Origin of the sequence: Mycobacterium zoologicum (assembly GCF_020181635.2) — a bacterium.
Taxonomy (GTDB): Bacteria; Actinomycetota; Actinomycetes; order Mycobacteriales; family Mycobacteriaceae; genus Mycobacterium; species Mycobacterium zoologicum.
In genome coordinates this window covers 1-22,685 of record NZ_JAYJJS010000031.1, presented here as the reverse complement: position 1 = coordinate 22,685, position 22,685 = coordinate 1, and the positions used below count along the sequence as shown (strand labels likewise).

Below are 22,685 nucleotides of genomic sequence, written 5' to 3'. Positions count from 1 at the left end.
TTGACTCGGTGATAGTCGAGGGCCGAGGGGTGATGCGGTCGTGATGGGCACCTACAAGCTCACCGCAGGGGACGGATACACGTATCTGACCCGACACACCGCTGCCAACGATGGCGGCCAGCGAGGCCGAGGATCACTCGGTGACTACTACAGCGAAAAGGGTGAAACCCCGGGGCGCTGGGTCGGTCGCGGGCTGGCAGGATTCGCGCAGCCGGAAGGCCGCGAACTGGTCACTAGCCACGAGCAGGAGATGTGGCGGGTCGAACCGGGGTCGCAGGTTACCGAAGCGCAGATGAAGGCCCTGTTCGGGTTAGGGCTGCACCCCAACGCCGCACAGATCGCCGAGCATCTCATCGCCACTGGGGCAGGAAAGGCCGCCGCCAAGGCCGCAACACAGCTCGGGCGGCCGTTCATCATCAACAACGCCTCCACCGAACTACAGCAGCGGCTCGCTGTGGCCTACCGCGACCACAACCTGTCCGAGAGCCGCCCGTGGAATGCTCCCCTCGACGAGAGCCTGCGCGCACAGATGCGCACCGAAATCGCCAGGAATCTGTTCATCGAGCAGTACGGCCGCTCCCCTGCTGACCCGCGAGAACTGACTGGTTTTATCGCCCGCCAGTCTCGCGATCAGACCACCTCAACTGCCGGATACGATGACACATTCAGTCCGGTCAAGAGCTACTCCGTGCTGTGGGCACTGGCCCCGATTGAGCTGGCTACGATTCTGGAGGAATGCCACGACGACGCGGTGGCTGACACCATCTCCGAATACCTGGAAGTGCACGCCGCTTTCGCGCGTATGGGTGCCCAAGGAGTCGCCCAGATCGACACCGAAGGCTACATAGCCGCCAGCTTTACCCACCGCGACTCACGCGCCGGAGACCCTGATCTACACACCCACGTCGCTGTGAGCAACAAGGTCCGTGGCCGAGGACCAGACGGCGTCATGCGATGGCTTGCCCTCGATGGCCGACCGATATTCAAGAGCAACGTGCCCGCCTCCGAGTTCTACAACTCCCGCCTGGAGGCCTACGCCAGTGAACGCGCCGGCGTGGTGTTCGCCGAACGCGCAGCCACCGAACGCGGCAAGAGACCAGTGCGTGAGATCGTGGGAATCCCCACCGAACTGTGCGACTCCTTCTCGTCGCGGCGCATGCGCATCAAGGCCCGATACACCGACCTCGCCAAGGCCTTCCAGGACGCCCACGGCCGCGAACCCACCACCCCCGAAGCGATCGCGCTGCACCAGCAGGCGACCCTGGAGACCCGCACCGCCAAGCACGAACCCCGCTCAAAAGCCGAGCAGCGAGCAGCGTGGCGCACTCAGGCCGTCGAGCAACTCGGCAGCCACGACGCAGTGGCATCCATGCTCGCCCAGGTTTTCACCCGCCAGCCGCGCAACGTTCCCGACATCACCGATGCCTGGATCACCGAGCAGGCCGCCCTCGTCGTCGGAACCGTCTCCGAGGCACGATCGAGCTGGCAACGCGGCCACATCTACGCCGAAGCGCAACGCCGAGTACGCGGTGCGGGTCTGGCCGTGGACCGCACCCTGGCCGACACCATCACCGCCGCCGCCCTCTCCGAGCCGTTCAGCCGGCCGCACGCCCGCATCGGCGACGCCGAACGCGACGAGCCCGAGGTTCTGCGGCGCCGCGACGGCGCCAGCATCTACACCACCCACGGCACCCACCTGTTCACCAGTAGCGCGATCCTGGCCGCCGAAAAACGCGTTCTCGACGCAGCCGGGCAACTCGACGGCCGCCAAGCATCCCCCGAAGCCGTCGAGATGGCGTTCTTGGAGCAAAAGGCCACCCGCGGACGTGGCCTCAACCCCGGCCAGCAGGCCATGGTGCAGGAAATGGCCTGCTCCGGTGCGCGCGTGCAGCTCACCCTCGCCCCGGCCGGGGCCGGCAAGACCACGGCGATGGCTGCGCTGGCGCGGGCATGGGAAGAATCCGGCGGGCATGTGCTGGGCCTGTCCCCCGGCGCCAACCAAGCCAAGCTGCTGCGCGACGACATCAACTCCGACTGCGACACCGTCGACAAGTTCATCTGGCTACACAACAATCCGCATGTCGTCGACGACCCGGCCCGGGTGTGGTTCGACGCGATCGACGACAAGACCCTGATCATCGTCGATGAGGCGGGCAAGGCCGGCACGCTGCAGCTCGATGCTGTGATCGCCACCGCGCTGGCCCGCGGCGCCAGCGTGCGGCTTGTCGGTGACGACCAGCAGTTGGCATCGGTCTCGGCCGGCGGTGTGCTGCGCGACATCGAACGCACCCACGGCGCACTCAACCTCACCCAAGTGCTGCGGTTCAAGGACCGTGCCGAAGCCCAAGCCGGTCTGGCCCTGCGCGAAGGCGACCCTGCCGGACTCGGCTTCTACGCCGACCGCGGCCGCATCCACGTCGGCAGCGACGACACCGTGATCGAGATGGCCTACCAACGCTGGGCCGCCGATCGCGCCGCCGGCAACGACTCCATGATGCTGGCCCCCACCAATGCCGTTGTCGCCCAGCTCAACGAACGCGCCCGCCTCGATCGCCTCCAGGCCCAAGCCGCCGACGCCAGCGACGCCGACGCCAGCGAAGTCACCCTCGCAGACGGCCTACGCGCCTCAGCCGGCGACATCGTCACCACCCGCCGCAACAAGCGCTCGCTGCGGATCAGCGGTGCCCGCGACTTTGTGCGAAACGGCTACCGGTGGAAGGTCGAGAAGATCAGCGCCGATGGTGCGTTGACGGTCTCTCAACTGGACACCGGCCACCGGGCGACCCTGCCGGCCCGGTACGTGGCCACCGACGTGACCCTGGGATATGCGGCCACCATCGACTCCGCCCAAGGCATGACCATCGGCAACAAAACCACCGCGGGCTCGTGCCATGTCGTCGGCTCTGATCGCCTCAGCCGCCAGCAGCTCTACACCGCCCTCACCCGTGCCACCGACGAAAACCACATCTATCTGTCCACCGCAGAGTCCGACGCCCACCAGATCCTCACCCCGAAGGCCATCCACCCCGACACCGCGATCGACGTCCTCGAACGCGTTCTTGCCCGCGACGGCGCGCAAATCTCGGCGACCACAGAACAACACAACGCCGAAAACCCGTTCCAGCGGCTGGGCCAAGCCGCCCGCATGTACACCCACGCCATCGGCGCCCTAGCCGAACACCGCCTCGGCGCAGAGCGCTTGGCCGCCATCGAAACCGCGGCCACCCAGATCAGCCCCGAGATCACCGAGTCGTCGGCCTGGCCGACCCTGCGCGCACACCTGGCCACCATCGCGATCGCCGGCCACGATGCCATCGCCCGCCTACAGGCCGTGTCCGCCGACCTCGACACCGCGGCCGACCCGGCCGCGGTCCTGGACTGGCGCCTGGACCCCAGCGGCTCCCACTCCTCCACCACTGGACCCCTGTTCTGGCTGCCCGCCATCCCCGAAGCCCTCACCGACAACCCCGATCACGCGGCCTACCTGCGCGCGCGCCAAGACCTGGTGGCCGACCTCGCCAAGACGATCCGCGCCGAGGCCGCCGACTGGGACCACACCAGCGCCCCCCGCTGGGCGCAACCCCTGCTGGCCTCCACCCCGGCCTGGCTGCGTGCCGAAATCGCGGTCTTCCGCGCCGCCCACGACGTCGCCGACGCCGACACCCGCCTCACCGGGCCCGACCAGTACGCCGTGCGGGCCCGGCGCACACAGAAGAATCTCGAACGGCGTGCCGATGAGCACCTCACCCACCGCATCCCCACCACCAACCGCTTCGACAAGCTCATCGACCGGCTCGACCCACGGGTGCGGCGCGACCCCTACTGGACACACCTGGCCGCCCACCTCACCGCGGTGGCCCGCACCGGCGTCGACCTGACACGCCTGCTGGCCGACGCCGCCAACGAGGGCCCCCTGCCCGACCAACTACCCGGCGCGGCCCTGTGGTGGCGGCTGGCCGGGCGCCTCCAGCCAGCGACCCTCGACGTCGCAGACCATCACCTGACCCCCGAGTGGCTGGCCGACCTGACGGCCGTATTCGGCAGTGCCGCAGCCGAAGCCATCCTCGCCGACGCCGCGTTCCCCAGCCTCGTTGCCGCCATCGACAACGCCGACCCCGACCAATGGTCAGCCCGCGACCTGCTGCACCTGGCCGACGAACACCTCCGCGACCTGCACGCCGACAGCACCCACCTGGTCTCCGTCGACCAGTACGCCCGCCTGCTCACCTACGCCATCGAACTGTTCGCCGTCGATGACCCCTACGACTACGACATCCCCCTACCCACCGACATTCCACTGAGCAGCGAAGAGGAAGAGGCGCTACTCCACGACATCCCCGACCCCCGCCAGCCCGCACACCCCCTGTCCGACGACGCCATGCTGGAAATGCTCGGCCTGGGCTACGGCGGAAACCTCATCCCCCCGGCCGGCATCGACGAGCTACCGCCCGACCCCCTCCAGCACGAACTCGACGACTACCGCGACGACGACGCCCTGGCTTTCGAAGACCTGCTCACCGAGCGGCCACCCTTGCACCCGATCGCACCGGCGCTGGCAAACGTCGTCGCTCTGCGCGCAGCCCACCGCGACGCCACCAAAGCGGCTGCGATGCTGTATCAGCAGATCAAGACAGGTGACGGGCCAGCCATCCGCGCGGCCACCGCCCGGCTCCGTGACTTACAGGTCCGGGCCGACGCCGACCGCCCACACATGCTCGCCGTCCAAGACATCATGGCCCGCTGGGCCGACGCAGACACCGTCTACGAGGCCAGCATGGCCCTCGCCGCACACCACCGCCAACAACTCGCCGCCCTGCAAGCCGACCCCGACGCCGACGAACTCGACATCGCCTCCGCCAAGTCCGGCCTGCGCATCGCCTTGCTGGCTGTGCCCGAGGCCAACCCCGCAGAGCAATTCCGCGATGAGCTCACCGCCGTCCTGACCGCCCGCGCCGAGGCAGCAGGTGGGGCAGCCAACATCGTCACCGCCGAAGACGTCGAAGCCGCCCGCCGCGACGCCCGAGTCACCGATGGCGCAACGCTGGCCACCGCCCGCGCCAACGCCGACCGGATACGCAACGACCTAGCCCGCGCCGAAACCGCCGTCGCCCAGGCATTCGCCGAGGCCGAAACCCGCAGCGCCGAACACGTTCTCAGCCACATCACCGACCTGGACACCGAACTCGCGATCCTGCGTTCCGCCGGCAGCTACCAACCGCAACGCGGCTTCGCCATCGACCCCGCCCTCACCGTGAAACTGCCGGACTACACCGCAACCGCCATCACCGCGGTAGCCCGCAGCGGCTTCACCGTCACCGCCCTACAAGCCCCCGACCGGGCCACCGCTGTAGCCGCGATGACCGCGCTGCACACAGCCGCCGGCCGCGACCGCCACATCCTGTGGTGCGGCCACGACCCGACCCAACCCGACCCCACCCAGATCGGCCTGGCCGACACCACCATGACCCTGGCCGACACACACGCACAGATCACCGCCGGCGCACACACCCTCGACACCGCCACCACCATCGTCGTCGACCACGCCGAAACAGCTGACCCCGCACTACTGGCCGAGCTGGCCCAACACAGCGCCGACAGCGGCGCCCGACTGCTACTACTGCACGACGGCGACGGACCCTCCGCGCCGATACTCCGACTCCTCCACGAAGACCTGCCCTGGTCCACTCGACTGTCCACCAGCGCAATCCCGCGCCAGGAATTCACCCAACCCGACCGTGACCCGGTACTCGACCAAGCCCGACGCTGCGCCCCCGACATCCTGCCGCCCGAAATCGCTGACGCCCTACAGCAACGCGAAACCCTGCGAGCCGACCACACCACCAGCTACCAAACCCACATCGGCATCTGGGACCGGATCACCAAAGCCCAGGTCGAGCGCACAATCAGGTCTCGGGACAATAGTCCGGATCTTGGCGTATAAGCCAGAAGCTATTTAAGGGCTCAGAAATGCACGGCATCGCACCGGCGACGGTGTTTGATGTCTTCAATACGGTACGACCTGTGAGGATGTATGCCTGCGCAATGGCTGATCGACGCGACATCGGCACTCGGTGATGCCTGCAAGGCAAAGCTCGCCGGCCCAGGTGAAGCCGAAGCTGCGATCCGAGCACCCATCGAAGCACTGCTCGCTGCCGCCGGCAACAATCTGTCCCTAACGGTCGTGCCACACGACGAGGTGAGTGACACGGACCGCGGCGTCCGACCGGACTACGCGATCCGCGTCAACGGCGCGATCACCGGCTATCTGGAGGTCAAGAAACCGGGAGCCAACCTGGACCCCGAAGCCTTCACCGGCCACAACAAGCGCCAGTGGGAACGGCAACGCGACTTCCCCAACCTGATCTACACCAACGGCACCGAATGGCGGCTCTACCACCATGGGGACCTTGTCGGGGACCCTGTGCACCTGTCCGGAGGCACACTACGTGCCGCGGGGACCAAACTCACCTGCGGAGACGAATTCGAAGTCCTGCTTACTGATTTCCTGCGGTGGGACCCCGTCGACATCGCCGGGGTTGTCACACTTGTCCGCGAGGTCGCACCACTCTGCCGGCTCCTGCGCGGAGAAGTCCTCGACCAGCTCGCCCAAGAAACCCGCGCGATCGCCGGCGGCGCTAAGGAAGCCGACCAGCCATTCCACGGCTTGGCCCGCGATTGGCGCGCCCTGCTGTTCCCCACAGCCACCGACGACGTTTTCGCCGACGGATACGCTCAGGCCGTCACTTTCGCGCTACTGCTGGCCCGAACCGAGAACATTGACCTCGCCGACGCTGGCAGCCTGCACGATGTCGGCACCAAGCTGGCCGGGCAGCACTCCCTGATGTCACGCGCCCTGCAGCTGCTGACCGACTACGTCGCCGACGACTTCCGGGTAACACTGGACTTGCTGGTACGCGTGATCGGCGCCGTCGACTGGCCCAAAGTCCGTGCCGGAAACCGCGATACATATCTCCACCTCTACGAACGGTTCCTCGGCGAATACGACCCTGATCTCCGCAAGCTCTCCGGCTCCTACTACACACCGCATCAGGTCATCAAGCAGATGGTCCGACTGGCCGAAGACATCCTCGTCCAACGCCTAGACCGACCTGATGGATTCGCCGACCCATCCGTCGTCATCGCCGACCCCGCCATGGGCACCGGCGGATACCTCCAACAGGTCATCGAACATGTCGCCGAACGAGTCGAAGCCCGTGACGGCAAAGGCGCGGTCGCCGGAGCAGTGACCGACCTGGCCACCAGGCTCTACGGCTTCGAGCTGCAGATGGGACCGTTCGCCGTAGCCGAGCTGCGCGCCACCGACCTCCTCGCGGATATCGGAGCCACCCTCCCGACCAACGGCCTCGGCCTCTTCGTCACCGACACCCTCGACGACCCACACGCCGAACAGACACAACTGGGATCTGGATTGGAGCTGATCAGCCGCTCACGCAAACGCGCTGCCCGCGTCAAAGCAAGGACCAAAGTGACTGTGGTTATAGGAAATCCGCCCTTCCGTAGAATGTCGGTGTGTTGTGGCAGGTTCTGTTGCCGTGGAACAACACGACGACGGCTGCCGCTGGAGGCTGTGTTGGGCGCGGCCGCCTAACCGTCCGTACACCGCGAGGTCGGAGGTCCTCGCTGATTTCCCGGATCTAGCAGAGCGTGAGGCTGCGCTCGGAATTCGTCCGGGCCAACCGTTTCTCTTGATGGCCGATGGCCGGCCGGATATTGAGGTCCTGGAGTTCTTCCGGTCGCCCGTGTTCCAATCGTTGGCGGCGGGGTCGCAAGAGTCCTATGCGCCAGACATCCAGCTGTTTCTCTCCTTCCTCTCCGTTCAAGACGTCGACTGGAGAACCGCGACGTTTGAGCATCTTGCTGACTATGAGTTCTGGCGGCGACGCGACCCGCAGAATCGAGACCGTGTTGGGGCAGCAACATTTTCACGGGATCTTGCCGCAATCAAGAAGTTCTACGACTGGCACCAGTGGCGCGGCAATGTCGCGACTTCTCCGGTTACCATGGGCAAATTGAGCTCCGTCGGGGACTCTGTTCGCAGGGATTTACAGCCGAGCGCTGTCCGCTCAGTCCAATTGAAATGGCTGACGCCCCGCGCCTACAAGCGCTGGCGAGACGTCGGCCTCGGCGGCTATCGCGCCGACGGGCGACGGGACGCGACCTGGCGAGGACGAAATGACGGCCGCAACCTGGCGTTCGCTGAGGCATTGTGGTCGAGCGGGTTGCGACTGCGAGAGGCCGGAACGCTGGTTCTCGACGAGATCCCCAGCGCTGACAGCCACGTGCGATACGCCAAGGCCCGTGTCGGCCAAGCGGTCGCAAAAGGCCGCGGCCGTGATTTCTGGATCAGCACCGCGGCCATCAAAGGCATTGGCAACTATATCATCTCAACCCGAGCCGCCGCCGTCCATCGAGCCCACCGCGAAGGGCGCTACGACGCGCTGACCGACATCAAGATCGTCGATACCATCGACAAGCATCGCCGGGTCCACTTCACCAATCGGGAAGGAACCAAGGGGACGATACCGCTGGACAGCCTCGATGCGACCGATCGCCTCAACTTCTACATCACCACTGATCGTGGGCTTGAGCCGTGGATGCTCTGGCTGTCTGAGGCTGGCTTACCGATGCCGTACCGCACCTGGGAGGCGATCTTCTCCACGGCGAACAAGCGGTGTCAGACCCTTGGGGTAGATATTCATTGTCATCCGCACATGCTGCGCCACTCGTTCGCCCTGAGGATGTTGGTCACGTTGATCTACGCACACGAACGCAAGATGGGCATCACCCCTGCCGAACGGCGCGAGTATCGCCACATCTTCGGTGACCCTTGGGTTTTGGTTCAGACATTGCTGGGTCACGTGAACGTGGAAACGACGCGCAATTGCTATCTCGAACCCGTATCCGGCCTGCAGGTGGACCTGTTCCTCAACGACGACGTAGCCGCGGACGCATCGATCGCCGACTTCATCACGCACATCGCCGCGACTGCTCCCGGCATCGTCGATACCGAGGAGCAATGAGCGGTGGCCTCACGTCGAACTGCGGCACTCCCCACCGGCAGGTACACCCGGCCCGATGTTGTCGACCCCGATCTTCGGCAACTCTGCTTCACCGACGAGGCGGGACGCACAAGGACATTCTCATTCGATGACGTTCACGGGCCCGCTGAACTGATCGACGACCTCGTCACCGCACTGGCCAATGGATCTCAACCGGGTGGCCGTTGGCGCACACTGGCGACGGTCGACGCGGCGGTGAGTGCCGCACGGCAACTGATCGCCCATCTGCAGAAGGAATTCCCCGAGGTTCATTCGCTTGGCGAGTTCAGCCCCGAGGTGTGGTGGGCGTGGCGTGCGGCCAAGGAGAGTCAGTCTCGCTGGCCGGGGCAAGTGAGTCTCATGCGGACCGTGCTGTCGGAGTCACCCCGGCTTCCCGAAACCACACGGAAGGCGATGCGCGCGAAAGCCGTGAAGCCTCGGAAACGGCTGCCGGAGAATGATTCCTACAGTCGCGACGAGTTCGGACGGATCCGCAGTGCCGCCAAGGGCCAGATCCGCCAAGCGCTCCGCAGAATCCGGACCAACACCGAGATGCTGCACCAGTACCGCGAGTTTGGCGATGTCGGTGACGGAATCACGTTCAAGGTCGGAGGGTCGCGGTGGAGCACCGGATCGCTGCTGGAGTATCTGTCGCGAAACGGGGTGCTCCCGTCGCAGTACCTCGCGAATCGGGTGGTGTTGAAGGGCTGCTTCGATCTGGCTGGTGTGTCGAATCCGGCGCAGGCACTGTTCCCGTCGATACGGGAGATCTATTGCTTGATGGTCCTCCTCGTGTGTGAGCGAGGGTTCAACCTCTCCGTCATGGACAACCTCGCCGTGACCTCGTTTAGGGCATCCGACGGTGCCGGTGAAGACTCGGTGTACACCGTCAACACGGACAAGCCGAGAAGAGGGACCAATCGCTACAGCGCCGAAATCCTCGCTGGCGAGGCCGGAAAACTGTGGGAGAACGCTCTGGCCTTGACTGAGCCATGTCGCACCGCGCTCGCAGAGCTCGGAACCCCGTCGGAGAAGCTGCTCATCGCCCACCGGCACAAGAACCGCACCGGCGGTGGCCCGTTTCGGCAGGAATGGTTGACCGCGGGCATCGGCGATCACTACATGGCCGACGCCGGCCTGCTGGCAGACGACGGGGCGCTGTTGCGGGTGAGTCTGCGACGGCTGCGATTGTCCGAGCAGGTGCTGAACCAACATGCCCGGCAGAACAGCGAATCCGTCAGTGAAGACACCTACCGCAGCCCAGACCCGACCACTGCCGAAGGGGCTGCCGAGACCATCATCGACGGACAAGCCGATGCTGTCGCCCACGCCAAAGCCACGGTCGCGATCCGCTCGCTGACTGCCGCCGAAGTGACCGCAGCCCGTGAAGACCCGGAAGCCGTAGCGACACAGCTTGGCATCCCGGTGCCGACATTGAAGTTGCTGCTTGCCGGGAACCTCGATACCGCCATCACCGCGTGCACCGACTTCTTGAATAGCCCATTTGCCGCGACTGCGGGCGAACCGTGCCCGGCCTCATTCTTCGCCTGCTTTACCTGCACGAACGCAGTCATCACACCCGAGCATCTGCCGCGCCTGGTCACGCTGCTGGATGCCCTCGACAATGTCGCCACCCTGGTGTCCCCAGCGCGATGGGAGTCCGACTACCAAGACCACTACGCCCGACTGCAAGCGATTCTCGACCAGAACGCGACCAAGGCCGAGATCGATGATGCCCGCCGCCACGCCAGCGACGTTGACCGTGAAGTCGTCACCGCGCTCCTCGGAAGGAATCTCGACGCGTGAGTACCGCAACAGCCAACCCGTGGCCACAGCAGACCGGTCAGCTTGAACTTGATGACACAGATCCGGTCATCGCTGACCTCGAGCGCGTGCCCGGAGCGCGGCGAGGAAACCTCTCCGCCGTGGGCGACAACCGGTGGGATCTCACACCATTGGTGCAAAAACACACCGTGGCGGGCACGCTGAGCATCGTCTTCGATACCTTCCCGCCACGCTACGTCGCCACGGCCAAGCGATTGATCTGGGCGAGCATCAACAAGCCGACACCCGTCGAGGATCTGGAACGATCTTCCGCCGCGCGCAGTCAACTCGCACCAGCAACAGTGTGCACCTTCGCGCGATTCCTGCGGCAGTGGATGACGTGGTTGGCAGAGAAGGACATTCACGAGTTCAGCGCGGTCACCGACGACATCTACGATGAATACGCCAAGCACCTCAAACGACACCGCGGATCACGTGAGAACGTGGGCAACATTCTCTTCGCCGTCACCCGTGCCTGGCTCTATGCTCCCTACCTCGCCGAAGCTGACCGCCTCGTACGCCCGCCATGGGAGAACAGCCCTATCGGACGAACCTCGGTGCTCGGCGCTGCGAACTGGTCGAGCGAGAACAAGACCACACCCATCCATCCGCAGACGATGGCTGGCCTACTCGTGTGGGCGCTGCGTTTCGTCACCGACTTCAGCGATGACATCCTTGCAGCGAAGGCGTTGAAAGCGACACCGCGCGATGTTCCGCCCAGCCTTCAAGCCCTCGACGCCTATCCGCGGTTCCGCGCCTATGTCCAGCAGCGGCGGCATGGATCAAAGACCTTACCTGGATGGGTGAGCAGCAACAGACCGAACATGCGCTCTCTGGCAAAGGGATTCATCGGCTGGCAGATCGGTCTATCTCCCGAAGAAGCCAAGGTGATCAACACGCAATCACTGGTCGGCGGCCTGACGCTGAGCGAGGAAGCGCACCTGCCCATGCCGATCACGGGTTCCATCGATGGAACAGACTGGGCCCCGGCCATCAACTTCTACGAGGTCGAGGAGTTGTGCCGCCACCTGGCGACCGCCGTATTTGTGGTTGTCGCTTACCTGACAGGGATGCGAGGTGAGGAGTGCCGCGCATTGGAACGCGGCTGCTGTCGAACCCTGACCGATCCCGCGTCGGGGCAACTCCAGTACCGCATTCACGGCAGAACCTTCAAAGGCGCCCTTGATAAGTCGGGCAACGCGATACCCGCCGGTGTCGAACGGGAACAACCCTGGCTTGCCATCGCACCCGTGGCGAAGGCCATCGCCGTGATGGAAGCGCTGAACCAGACCTCCGGACTTCTGTTTCCGATCGAGGCCTTCTCACTGTGGCCGTGCCCGGTCAACAACGGCAAGGCCGTCCACGCCCGCATGGTCGGCGATCGCATCCAGGACCTGATCGACTGGAGCAATCGTGCCGCGGGCAGACTCGAACGGGCGCATGACGTGATCCCCGCCGATCCCGAGGAGGCCGTGACCGTCAAGAGGTTCAGGCGAACACTGGCCTGGTTCATCTACCGCAAACCCGGCGGCCGAGTGGCTCTTGGCGTGCAGTACGGACACCTGCGGGGATACACCACCGATGGCTACGGATCACGGGTAGCCAGTGGCCTCAGGGATGTCTTTCCGATGGAGGAAGCGCTAGCCCGAGCTGACTACCTCGAAGACGCACATCAGCGCCTCGAAAACGGTGAGCAGGTCAGCGGCCCGGCCGCGCGCCGCTACACCGAAGCCGTCCATCTGTTCGACCAGCAATTCCGAGGCCGCTACCTGAGCAACAAGCAGGCAGCCGCCCTCCGCGCCAACCCCCAGCTGCGCATCTACGACAACCCGCAACAGTTCGTCACCTGCTGCTACGACCAATCCAAGGCCCTGTGCCACCCCGGTCGGCAGACCACGACTGACCACCAGAGATCACCCGATATCTCCCACTGCCAGCCCGGGTGCGGCAATATCGCCCGAACCGATCAAAACATCGCCGGCATCGTCGACGCCATCGCGCGGCATGAAGCCGAAATTGCCTCCCCTACGACCCCGATGCCTCTGCGGCGCCGGCTCCAACAACGGGTCACCGCACTCCAGGCCATTGTCGACGCCCATCGAAACACCGGGACGCCGTGATGAACGGCCAGAATGCCGAGCGCCGTGCGATCCGCGACGCGATGGACCGACTCATCGCCGGCAAGGCACTGCACTCCGACGGCAAGCTCACCGTGAAGTCGCTCGCGCAGGAGGCACGCGTTAAACGTTGGGTCCTCACTCACCGGCACACCGATCTCCAGGACGAGTTCCGCGCCCGGATTGCCAACACCAACACTGAGCCACCGATCCTGCTGATGCTGCGTCAGGAGACCGCCGACGCCCAGGCACGCGTGAGAGGACTTACCGCCGACGTCAGCGCGCTCACAACGACCATCCACGAGCTAGAACGCATCATCCAGGTTTTGGCACTTGAGAACCGCGAACTGCGATGGAATCGGGCCCAAAGTGACAAGATCGTACCGCTGCGACCAGCAGAAAGGCATAACCCCACCGTGAAGTGACCGACAGCAGCCTCTGGCAGGGTTGCCGAGAAATTGTTAATCCAGATCGCCCACACTTCGAGGACATAACCCCCGTGCCGAACCTCTTCGACAATCTCAGCGATGACACCCGCTTGAAGGACGCACTGCGCGTCTCCCTCAAGGACTTCGACACCGTCGACGTTGCCACGGGATATCTTGACCTTCGTGGCTGGTCGAGCATGGCCGACATCGTCGACACGAAACCTCGAACAGGCGTAGATCCGGTTGCCCGGGTCCTTATCGGAATGGTCGCGCCAGCCGACTCGCAGGAGATTCTCGACGCCCTGCAGCGGGAGGTTCAACCACCGGGCTACGGGTCCGACGTTCACGACCAGGAGAAGGCCCTGGCCCGCCGGGACCAGCTCGTCAAACACCTGCGGAACCAGCTCATGCGAGGACTGGCCACCGTCGAAGGGCAGCAGACCCTTCGGACGCTGAAGCGACAACTCGAAGACGCCACCGTCGAGATGAAGGTGTTCACCGAGAAGCCGCTACATGGGAAGACGTACCTGTTCCATGCGCCAGGGAAGAAGCACGGCTCTCGCTGGGCGTACGTCGGGTCGTCGAACCTCACTCATGCTGGATTGACGACCAACCTTGAGCTGAACATCGATGTCCAAGACTCCGACGCCAACAACAAAATCGCCGAATGGTTCGAAGCGCGGTGGACCGACCGGTTTTCCTTGCCCATCACCGCCGAGATCATCCAGCTGATCTCCGAATCCTGGGCTGCGAGCCAACAACCCACCCCATTCGAGGTCTACCTCAAGGTTTGCCATGCGCTTTCCCAAGACGCCCGAGACGGGCTCGGCTACGTCCTCCCTGCATCGATGCAGAACCTGCTGCTCGACTATCAGGAGAGCGCAGTCCGCACGCTTGCCCGCCGGATTGTTCGCCGAGGCGGAACCATGCTTGGCGACGTCGTTGGTCTCGGCAAGACCCTGACCGCCATCGCGACTGCCCTAATGCTTCAGTCCGCCGAGGACTACTCGACGTTGGTGCTATGTCCGAAGAACCTCGAACTCATGTGGACCAAGCACCTCGACGAATACGAAATCAACGGGCGCGTAGTCCCGTACTCGATGGCCGACAGGGTGCTACCAGAGCTCAAACGCTTCAACCTGGTCATCTGCGACGAGTCGCACAACCTCCGCAACAGCAGCACCATCGCCTACGAAGCGATCCACGAGTACATCCGCCGCAATACCTCCAAAGTGTTGCTCCTTACCGCAACCCCGTACAACCTCGCGTTCCAAGACGTCGCCAGCCAGATCGCGCTATACATCGACGACGACGAAGACCTCGGCATCGTCCCCACTGCCGCATTGGCCGCAGAACCCGGACTCCGCGACAAAGTCGACGGAAAGATCAACACACTCGCCGCCTTCCGGCGGTCCGACCAAGCCGAGGATTGGCGCCGGCTCATGAGCGATCACCTGGTGAGGCGAACCCGCAGCTTCATCAAACGAACGGCAAAGACCGAACCGGTGACGTTGCCCGATGGCACCATCGAGCAGCGGCCGTACCTGCAGTTCGCGAGCGGAGAGAAGTTTCGCTTCCCAACCCGAATCGCCCGTCCGCTCAGCCACGACTTCGCTGACGACGATCCCGCGAAACTCATGGAAGATAACGACACGCTCAACGCGGTGGGCTCTCTCGCACTGCCGCGCTATCGGCTAGCCGACTACGACAACCCGCGCGCACCACACACCGAGTCAGACACGAAAATCCTCGACGACATCCGCTCCGGGCGAGGAAACGTTAGTGGTTTTGTCCGTACCGGACTGTTCAAACGGTTGTCCTCATCCGGGCACTCATTCATCGTGTCGCTGCAGCGCCAACGCGCCCGCAATGAGCTGTTCCTACACGCGATCCAGAACAATCTGCCCATCCCTGTCGGGTCGTTCACAGACAAGCAGTTCGCCGTCAGCGACGAAGACGTTGAGGACGACCCGACAACTCACGGCTCGCTCGCCAGCCGCTATGAGGAACTCCGCAAAAACCTCCCGGCAAAGACTAAATGGGTCAACTCCACAGTCTTCAAAACAACGCTGCGTAAGGACCTCGAACGCGACAACCAGACGCTCACGAGCATGCTCGACCGGTTTGGCAGCTGGGATTCGACCCGCGACTCGAAGATCAACGCACTGGTCGACCTGCTCCGCGACGACCATCCCGACGAGAAGGTCCTGGTCTTCACTGAATACGCCGACACCGCTGAATACGTCGCCCAAGCACTCCAGGAAGCCGGTGTTGACAAAGTCGCCGTCGTCTCAGGCAACACCGACGATCCGGCCGCTATCGCTCGCCGATTCGCACCACACTCCAACCAGATCCCGGGGCAGGACGAGCCCACTGAAGAAATCCCGGCGGACGGCATCGACGTGCTCGTCGCGACCGACGTGCTCTCCGAAGGCCAGAACCTGCAGGACTCCCACATCGTCGTCAACTACGACCTGCCATGGGCGATTATCCGAATCATCCAGCGCGCCGGTCGCGTCGACCGTATCGGCCAAAAGTCAGACGAGGTCTTCGTCTACCTCATCAGCCACGAGAACGTCGAAGCCCAGATCAACCTTCGACAGCGCATCCGTACACGCCTTGGAGCTGCGGCTGAAGCCTTCGGTTCGGATGAACAGTTCTTCGGCGGTGACGCCGAAATCAAGATTCTCGATGACTTCTACAAAGGCAAGGTCAGCGATGACGCAGACGACGCCGACAGCGAGGCCGACGCCGTGAGCGAGGCGTGGGTTGTCTGGTCGAACGCCCAGACCAAACACCCGCAGATCACCAAGAGGGTGCTCGGCATGCAGGACATGGTCCACAGCACCCGCGAACAGTACATCGACGAGAATGCGGGCAATGTCACTTGCTTCGTCAGCACCGAGTCCGGCGTCGACGCGTTCGCGACATCGACCACAGATCCAGACGGCTCAACCGTCGAGAGACTGCTCACTCCGTTGGAAGCGATGCGCACCTTCCGCGCACAAATCGACACGCCCACAGCAGAACTGAGGCCTGATCACTTTGATCGGCAAACAGCGCTCATCCACGGACCACTCACCATCGAGGCAATTGCAGCCGGAAACCTCAAAGGGATCCGCAAGTGGGTATGGGAGCGTCTCGCTGGAACATTGTTCGCCCAGAAGGCGACTGACGCACTCAACGCACTCCACGCACAGCCCCTCACCGAGCACGCAACAATGCGGCTCAGTCAGGCCCGTCGGAACCGCTACAGCGTCGATGACATTGCCGACCTTCTCAACCAGCTCCATGAGGAAGACCGACTGGTCATCAAATCATCGGAGACCGACAACGTCAAACTCGTCTGCTCGATCGGAGTCCGTGAAGCATGACCGATACCCCATTGAGCCTGGTCGAGGAGCACCTCTACCAAGAACTCTTTCTGCACGAGCTGAACTGGAGTGCACCAGATTCCACGCCGATCAGCTACACCGCCGATGACGGGCAGACCTACACAGCCACCAATGTCTCATCCTATAAGGGCCTTCGCGTCTGGGTCTGCGATGAGAAGCCCGGTTCGAAGATCGAAGCCGAACTTGATCGGCTGATCGCCAAGAGCACCACTGACCGACTGGTCATCTTCCACAACGACCAGGAGCAAGTCTGGCGCTGGCCGGCGCGCCGCATCAAGGACAACTCGACATCGACCAGGCTGACGCGCCATCAGCACCGAAACGGCCGGGCCAATCCGAACTTCGCTGCCCGGCTTGATGTCATTCGCCTGCCGAACGACACCGTGCTCGACGCCAACACCGTGCTCACAAAGGTCCGTGAAGCATTCGACGTTGAGGCCCGCAACGAAAGCAAACGGGCCTCAAAACTCATGGCACGCATGTACTCTGCGCTCGAAGCCGCCTATCCAGCGTCATATGACGCAACGAAACGCGATCACGAAATCTCCACCATCCTCGCCCGCATACTCTTTCTGATGTTCGGCGACGACACCGAAATGTGGGAGGACCAACATGGCGTGCCGGTAGCAGACGCCTTCCTGGAGTTCATGCACCTACAAACACCTGCAGACGCATCCACCCTCGGAGAGCAACTCACCGACCTGTTCGACGCCCTCGATAAGCCCGGTGGCGCCGCGGCGAACGGAATCAACGCCGCGCTGCCCTACATCAACGGCGGGCTGTTCCGAGAGAAGATCACTCTTCCGCCACTCAGCAGAGACTTCCGAAACGCGGTACTCGATGCATGCGCAGTGAACTGGTCCACGATCAGCCCCGCCATCTTCGGATCAATGTTCCAGTCTGTCCGTGACGCCCGGACCCGCCGAGAACTAGGCGAGCATTACACCTCCGAGGACAGCATCCTCAAGACCCTCAACCCACTGTTCCTTGACGAGCTTCGAGCTGAGTTCGACCGCGCCCGAACCATGAAGGACGAGAAGGGCGTCCTCACGCGGCTCTGGAAACGCCTCGGTGAGATCCGATACATCGATCCGGCGTGCGGCTGCGGGAACTTCATCATCGTCGCCTTTCGTGAGCTGCGTGACCTTGAGCTCCGCATCATGGAACGCCTGCAGGAACTGGCGGGCGCCTCCCAACTCGCCTTCGACCCAACCCTCGCGCTCAAGGTGACCCTCGATCACTTCTACGGCATCGAGATCGACGAATGGCCGGCACGAATCGCGGAAACGGCGATGTTCTTGGTAGACCGACAGTGCGACCTCAAGCTCAAGGAGCGCTTTGGCGAGGCGCCACAACGACTACCGATTCAGACGCAGGCGAATATCACGGTGGGAAACGCAATTCGAATGCCGTGGCAGGAAATTTGCCCCGCCTCAGAGTCAGTGGTTCTCGCAGGCAATCCTCCGTATGGCGGTCGCGGCGAGCGCAGCGCCGAGCAGACGGGTGACCTGCGCGGCGTATGGGGGGACGATTACAAGATCAACCTCGACTATGTCACCGCGTGGTTCGTCAAGACGCTCGAGTACTTCGGCGAGCTCACCGGAAAATGGGCGTTTGTCGCGACCAGCTCAATCAGCCAGGGAGAACCAGTGGCCAGGCTGTGGCGCCGCATACTCAACTCGGATTGGCGTTGCAGATTTGCCCACAAGTCAATGCTGTGGGATTCCGAGGCGCCGGGCCGCGCTGGAGTGCATGTGTCCATCGTCGGGTTCGATCGTGCGACGACGCCCGCACCGATACTGTGGACCTATCCCGACGGTGGCCGTGGCGAGCCCGAGATGCACACCGCGGCCAATATCAATCCCTATTTGTTTGATGGGCCAACAGTTTTCGTCGATGCACGCCGCACCCCGCTGTGCACTCAGCTGCCAGCAGCCAGTTTCGGCAGCATGCCAAACGACGGGGGTAATCTCCTGGTGGAGCCTGATGAATACGACGCCGTGGCCAGTGATCCCATCGCTGCGAAGTATCTGCGGCGCTTCATCGGCGCCGGCGAGCTGATCCACAACCGCAAGCGATGGTGCCTATGGCTACGTGACGCGACACGAGAAGACCTGTCTGCCAGCCCAGTTCTAGCCGACCGCATTGCAGCGGTGCGGGCACACCGAAGAGGCAGCGACAGTCCTACAACCAGCACGCGCAATCACCCGTCACACCTGTTTGGTCAGATCGCCCAGCCGTCTACTTCGTATCTCGCGGTCCCTGCTCACGTAAGTGAGCGACGCCGGTTTTACCCCGCCGCACGGTTCGACACCGACGTGATTTGTGGGAATGCTAACTTCCTCATCCCCGATCCGGAGGGATTCGCGCTCGCCGTCATCTCTTCGAGCATGTTCATCATCTGGCAGAAAGCAATCGGCGGGCGCATCCGCAACGACCTACGATTCTCAAAAACCTTTACCTACTACACTTTTCCTCTTCCGCCGCTGTCCGACAGGCAATGCGCAGCCGCATGCGAAGCCGCACAACACCTCCTTACAGTTCGTGCAGCACACCGAGGTGCATCACTGGCCGACCTGTACGAGGAAGATGCGATCCCTGGTGACCTCATCGAAGCTCACCTGGCGGTAGATGCCGTGATCGATCAGGCTTACGCACCGGCTCAACTCCATACCGAGAAGGAACGACAAGACGCGCTATTCAGCCAATATGTTGCGCTCACGGATACGACCGCCCGGAATGGGCGGCAAAGGCGCTGCCAGCGCTGACTATGAGGTTGGGCAGGGTGATCCGCCAATAAGATGTGCCGAATTCTCGACTGCGTGGCCCCACCTCATCTCTGCAAGAGGTCGATTAGGTACTCGCCCCGGCTTTCCGCTGCGTTGATCTTCATCAACAGGGCGTCGACGAGCCCGATGTGGCCGCCGAAGATCAGGGCCAGATCGTGCCCTGTCATGTAGATGACGTTCCTGCGGGTGCCGCTGTTACTGGCGAAGTGATCGAGCACCTCATCGTCGAAGCCCGCCATCGAGATGAACAATCCGCGGGTGCTGTCGATCTTTCCGTCTACCTTGAACTTGAAATCGGCCAGATCGCCGATTGTCGGCTTATCGTGTCGCCACCGGGCCTCCACCAGGTAGGTGAAGCCGTGGAAGAAGAAGGAGCCGTCGACCTGCTCGTGGGCTGTCCGCCGAGATCCGAGATAATCGATCTCGTTGACCTTGAACAGCTCAACCAACAGCTTTTCCAACTCGTACCCGCGGGCTTGTAGCTCGCCCGGCGTCCGTGATTTGTCGCTGGCAAGTTCGGCGAATCGGTCCGACAGCTGGTCGAGGAGTGCTCGCCGAGCATGGATCTGCTTCTGTTTCTGTGCGGCACGCGCTTTGCGTTCCCCGATCGCTGCCTTTTCGGTGTCAACGATGACGTTCGCCGCTTCCGCTGCGCGGCGGAGCTGATCGAGCGCAGCTCCGCCAGCTTTGACATCGACGACACCGTTGGCTGGCCGGCGCATCGCGCATAGCTCTGCCGCGATCCTGTGTTGGATCTCCCAGCCCGGCGGGCCGAGTTGCTGGAGCTCATCGAAGACCGCGCGGGCGATCTTCACTTTGGCGGTTTCAGGGCTGTCGTACCGGTTGTAGATGGCCGGCGACACGCCGGCACCAAGCATCAAAGACTTGAGGTCGTCCCGGTAGTGGAATGCCGCCCAGATGACGTTCAGTACCTCCGCCCGAACACTATGTGGGAGAGGCTGATCGGCGCTCATCGCGTTTCGCTGGAATCCAGCAGTTCGTAGAGAGCCTTTTGCACCTGCGGCGGTCCCTCTGGAAAGTCGACGCGCTCGATGAACGTGTCTCCCTTGTGGAAGCTGATGTCCAGGACGAATACGTCGCCGTCCTCGGTATAGCAGGGGATCGACATGTGATCGCCACGGTACGGGTTCGTGGTATAGCCAATGTCCCCGCGGTCATAACCTCGATAATGCTCGGCGAGACCGAACACCGGGTGACATCCGACAACATCATCGTCCGCCCACGGCTGGCGGCTACATGGCGTCCCGAGGGCGCTGAACAATGCCTTGACGGCTTGGTTGATCTGGGATGGCGAGGTGACATCGCCCTGGGTGATAGACATCGCTGCTTGCTCCGCTTCGATGAGATAGTTGCCACGGCCTTCGACGTGCACGGCCTCGGGCGTGGACTTTCGGTCATTTTTCAGTGTAGTCCGCAAAGACGCAGGCCCCATGCAGCGACGCCCGTATTGCCCCCTCGAAGGAGCGATTGCGCTGTGCGGTTACAACACGCCGAAACCCTCTACGGAACCGCCCTACGGTGTCGACTGGAAGGCCGCGCAGGAGTCGGTGAAGAAAGAGGCGCTGGCGCTGAATTCCCGTTTCTCACATGGCCTTCCGGGGATCAGCGACGGGCAGATGCTGTTTCTGTCTCACCTGGCCAGCAAGATGCGACCGGCGCACGACGGCGGTGGCCGCGCCGGCATCGTCCTCAACGGCTCGCCCCTGTTCAACGGGGCCGCGGAGTCAGGGCCGTCGCTGATCCGGCAGTGGCTCCTCGAATCCGATCTGGTGGAGGCGATCGTCGCGCTGCCGACAAACATGTTCTTCAACACCGGCATCGCCACGTACATCTGGATCCTCGACAACACCAAGCGGCCGGAGCGCGTCGGCAAGGTGCAGCTGATCGACGCGACCTCGTTCTGGACCAAGATGCGAAAGAGCCTGGGCGCGAAGAGCCGCGAGCTCGACGCCGACGCGCGCGACCGTATCTTGAACTTGTACGACGCGTTCGACGAGGCCGATCCCGACTACTCGAAGGTGTTCACCGCCGACGACTTCGCCTACTGGACTGTGACCGTCGAGCGTCCGCTGCTCACCGAGTCCGGGAACGTGTCGACGGACCGCAAGGGCAACCCGAAGCCGGACTCTAAGCTGCGCGACACCGAGAACATCCCCTTCACCTACGGCGGCAACACCGACGGTGACGCCGGCCGAGAGGAGACGATCAAGGCGTATTTCGACGCCGAGGTGCTGCCGCATGTGCCGGACGCCTGGATCGACACCGCCAAGACGAAGGTGGGCTACGAGATCCCGTTCACCCGGCACTTCTACAAGTACATTCCGCCCCGCCCCCTCGCCGAGATCGACGCGGACCTAGAGAAGCAGGTCGCGAAGATCATGGACTTGCTGCGTGAGGTCGAGATCCGGTGACCAGCGGTCTCCCAGAAGGGTGGCACCGTGCCAACATCCGTCGCTACGCGTCCATGAAGACCGGCCACACTCCAAGTCGTTCCAACCCCGAATACTGGGAGAACACCACAATCCCGTGGTTCACCCTCGCCGATGTATGGCAGATCCGCGACGGCCACCGCACCTACCTCGGAAAAACCGCGAACTGCATCTCGGAGTTAGGGCTTGAGAACTCCGCCGCAGAGCTGCTACCGGCAGGGACCGTCGTTCTATCTCGCACCGCATCGGTCGGATTCTCGGGGATCATGCCGTGTCCGATGGCCACCAGCCAGGACTTCTGGAACTGGGTCTGCGGCCCAGACCTCCTACCGGAGTATCTGAACTACCAGTTTCGGTCGATGGCTCCCGAGCTTCGCGGACTGAACATGGGGTCTACCCATCAGACGATCTATAAGGCCGACGCCGCCGGAATCGACATTGTTCTGCCACCTCTCGATGAGCAGCGCGCCATCGCCGGCTTCCTTGACCGGGAGACAGCCCGGATCGACACGCTCATTGTGGAACAGCAACGGCTCATCGACCTACTGCGGGAGCGGCGAGCCGCTGTGGAGCAATGATCAGAACCTGTGGATGACCCTCGGTGGGGCGGCATGAAAGTGGGC

Annotated in this window: 11 protein-coding genes and 1 pseudogene; 10 read left to right on the top strand and 2 right to left on the bottom strand. The window is 63.3% G+C overall.

What is annotated here, in order from left to right; all coding sequences use genetic code 11:
• Nucleotides 1-43: 43 nt before the first annotated feature.
• From mobF to K6T84_RS19955, 8 genes are all read left to right on the top strand, one after another.
• Nucleotides 44-5,941 carry a MobF family relaxase gene (mobF, locus tag K6T84_RS19990; protein WP_329786730.1) on the top strand — a complete coding sequence of 1,966 codons (5,898 nt, stop codon included), beginning with the start codon at nucleotides 44-46 and terminating at the stop codon, nucleotides 5,939-5,941.
• 90 nt (nucleotides 5,942-6,031) lie between these two features.
• Nucleotides 6,032-7,609: an N-6 DNA methylase gene (locus K6T84_RS19985; RefSeq protein ID WP_329786729.1), complete on the top strand. Its 1,578-nt coding sequence runs from the start codon at nucleotides 6,032-6,034 to the stop codon at nucleotides 7,607-7,609.
• A 100-nt stretch (nucleotides 7,610-7,709) separates the two neighbouring features.
• Complete coding sequence (locus K6T84_RS19980) at nucleotides 7,710-9,041, top strand: site-specific integrase (protein ID WP_329786728.1); 1,332 nt, start codon at nucleotides 7,710-7,712, stop codon at nucleotides 9,039-9,041.
• A 234-nt stretch (nucleotides 9,042-9,275) separates the two neighbouring features.
• Entirely contained in the window at nucleotides 9,276-10,865 is a 1,590-nt protein-coding gene (locus K6T84_RS19975; protein WP_329786727.1) for a hypothetical protein, read from the top strand.
• Nucleotides 10,862-13,003 carry a hypothetical protein gene (locus K6T84_RS19970; protein WP_329786726.1) on the top strand — a complete coding sequence of 714 codons (2,142 nt, stop codon included), beginning with the start codon at nucleotides 10,862-10,864 and terminating at the stop codon, nucleotides 13,001-13,003. The genes K6T84_RS19975 and K6T84_RS19970 overlap by 4 nt, the downstream gene beginning before the upstream one ends.
• Nucleotides 13,003-13,425, top strand: coding sequence for a hypothetical protein (locus K6T84_RS19965; protein WP_329786725.1), 423 nt, complete (start codon nucleotides 13,003-13,005; stop codon nucleotides 13,423-13,425). Before K6T84_RS19970 ends, K6T84_RS19965 begins: the two co-directional genes overlap by 1 nt.
• Nucleotides 13,422-16,802, top strand: a complete 3,381-nt coding sequence (locus K6T84_RS19960; protein ID WP_329786724.1) for a helicase-related protein — start codon at nucleotides 13,422-13,424, stop codon at nucleotides 16,800-16,802. Before K6T84_RS19965 ends, K6T84_RS19960 begins: the two co-directional genes overlap by 4 nt.
• A complete protein-coding gene (locus tag K6T84_RS19955) occupies nucleotides 16,799-19,591 on the top strand; it encodes a class I SAM-dependent DNA methyltransferase (RefSeq protein WP_329786722.1) in 2,793 nt (930 codons plus the stop codon). Before K6T84_RS19960 ends, K6T84_RS19955 begins: the two co-directional genes overlap by 4 nt.
• Before the next feature lie 65 nt (nucleotides 19,592-19,656).
• Here K6T84_RS19955 and K6T84_RS19950 read toward each other — a convergent pair whose 3' ends face one another.
• Nucleotides 19,657-20,586, bottom strand: a complete 930-nt coding sequence (locus K6T84_RS19950) for a hypothetical protein (RefSeq protein WP_329786720.1) — start codon at nucleotides 20,584-20,586, stop codon at nucleotides 19,657-19,659.
• Nucleotides 20,583-21,005 carry a hypothetical protein gene (locus K6T84_RS19945; protein WP_329786719.1) on the bottom strand — a complete coding sequence of 141 codons (423 nt, stop codon included), beginning with the start codon at nucleotides 21,003-21,005 and terminating at the stop codon, nucleotides 20,583-20,585. The genes K6T84_RS19950 and K6T84_RS19945 overlap by 4 nt, the downstream gene beginning before the upstream one ends.
• Before the next feature lie 130 nt (nucleotides 21,006-21,135).
• Between K6T84_RS19945 and K6T84_RS19940 the strand changes: the two are divergent.
• Together K6T84_RS19940 and K6T84_RS19935 are read left to right on the top strand one after the other, a co-directional pair.
• Nucleotides 21,136-22,044 (top strand): annotated as a pseudogene (locus K6T84_RS19940) (HsdM family class I SAM-dependent methyltransferase); the annotation flags it as partial.
• Complete coding sequence (locus K6T84_RS19935; protein ID WP_329786718.1) at nucleotides 22,041-22,640, top strand: restriction endonuclease subunit S; 600 nt, start codon at nucleotides 22,041-22,043, stop codon at nucleotides 22,638-22,640. The pseudogene K6T84_RS19940 and the gene K6T84_RS19935, both read left to right, overlap by 4 nt.
• Nucleotides 22,641-22,685 lie beyond the last annotated feature (45 nt).

What these genes read in the sequence shown, in the direction of transcription:
- K6T84_RS19955 (WP_329786722.1), top strand. Translation starts at nt 16,799, where the DNA reads ATGACCGATACCCCATTGAGCCTGGTCGAGGAGCACCTCTACCAAGAA.
- K6T84_RS19985 (WP_329786729.1), top strand. Translation starts at nt 6,032, where the DNA reads ATGCCTGCGCAATGGCTGATCGACGCGACATCGGCACTCGGTGATGCC.
- K6T84_RS19980 (WP_329786728.1), top strand. Translation starts at nt 7,710, where the DNA reads ATGGCCGATGGCCGGCCGGATATTGAGGTCCTGGAGTTCTTCCGGTCG.
- K6T84_RS19965 (WP_329786725.1), top strand. Translation starts at nt 13,003, where the DNA reads ATGAACGGCCAGAATGCCGAGCGCCGTGCGATCCGCGACGCGATGGAC.
- K6T84_RS19950 (WP_329786720.1), bottom strand. Translation starts at nt 20,586, where the DNA reads ATGAGCGCCGATCAGCCTCTCCCACATAGTGTTCGGGCGGAGGTACTG.
- mobF (WP_329786730.1), top strand. Translation starts at nt 44, where the DNA reads ATGGGCACCTACAAGCTCACCGCAGGGGACGGATACACGTATCTGACC.